At 51.6% G+C, this 1,313-nt stretch carries 1 protein-coding gene; it reads right to left on the reverse strand.

The genetic code is table 11. From position 1 onward, the window contains the following. Nucleotides 1–165: 165 nt before the first annotated feature. On the reverse strand, nt 166–1,313 hold a 1,148-nt coding region (locus tag AC559A_RS19150), incomplete at its 5' end, for an IS1380 family transposase (RefSeq protein ID WP_498819293.1).

A 1,313-nucleotide genomic window follows, 5' to 3' on the forward strand; every position in this document is an offset into this window, starting at 1 on the left:
CCATTGACAGTTTATGAGCATTTTCATTCGACCATCTTCGGCTGCCAGCATGCGCAAGCTGAAAATTTAACCTATCTCAGCATGAAATCAGCCAGATCAACCCTTTTTGCTGGATTTTGGGCGCAATACTCCTGCATTGTCTCCTTACTTTGCCTCTTGGCAACGTTAGGCCGGCTTGAGGCGTTGAAACAATCTGGAAAACCATTCGTGCCACTCCCGAGAACAACCCAGTTGCATAACCAAGGACCGGGCATGTTTGATCAAACGGCAGGACATGAAGATCACGCTGCTCATCACCGTCTTGATCCTGCGCCGTGTAGCTCTTTTCAAACCCAAAGCCCTTTCCATGACCATGTCCTGCGATATGACCTTGAGCATGTTGTGCGCCAGCATGCCCATGCGCAAGAAGGCCTTGTTCACCTTGAATTTGCCCGAAGGCAACCGTTCCATGTCCATCTCGGTCTTGAACTCGGCATGGAACTGTTCGCTGGTGCCCCGCATCCTGTAGAGACGCAGGACCTCTTTGTCGCTGAAGTCCCGAAGGCTTGTCCAAACGCTGAAGATCTCGACTTTCGGCAAGAACAGCAACTGGCCGTTTTCTTTGTAGGTTTCCTTGACATCGAAGACCAAGCGAATCTCCTCTTCCCGATTTTTGAGGCGACGATGGGTGCTTCCGCGATACATCCGATAACCTTTTTTCACGTCCTCCCGGATCAATACGCCCTTTTCTTTGGCCAATTCCAACCACTTCGTGCTGGATTCCCTACGCCTGTTGTGTTTGAGGATGAAGTCCGTATTCGGGCGATCGTGCAGATTGGCCAGCATTTCCTGATCCTCAAGGCCGCAGTCCATCACCAACAACTTGGTTGCGTCGGTCATGCGATCAGCCAGTCCCAGACTTTGGTTCACGAAGCCTATCGTTTCAGGGCCATGGAAAGACGTGTTCCCAGGAAACAGGTCGGCATTGACCATCCATCCGCAAGCCAAATGAGCGAATATGGCCGCAAACCCGAATTTTTTGTTGTAGGTGTACGCTGCTCCTTCTTTCTTGGTCTCGTCGTTGTCGTAGATCACCGGGTCGATATCCATCCGGACCCATTTCTTGTCGTCTTTTTGCAAGTGCTCATGAGCCATGTCGGCCTTTTTCCAGAGCTTGACCGAGCATCCCGGCAGCATGGCCTCCAGCTCAGTGTTCAAGGCGATGCGCTGAAAGGTTTGCCTGTAGGTTTCCGCCGAAGGAACCCTGTCGATGTCAACGGCGTTCATGAAGTACCGGTTTCCTGCCAGCGGTTTGACGTGATCAAAATCAGTTT

The sequence above is a fragment of the Desulfonatronum zhilinae genome (assembly GCF_900182865.1).
GTDB classification, from domain to species: Bacteria; Desulfobacterota; Desulfovibrionia; order Desulfovibrionales; family Desulfonatronaceae; genus Desulfonatronum; species Desulfonatronum lacustre.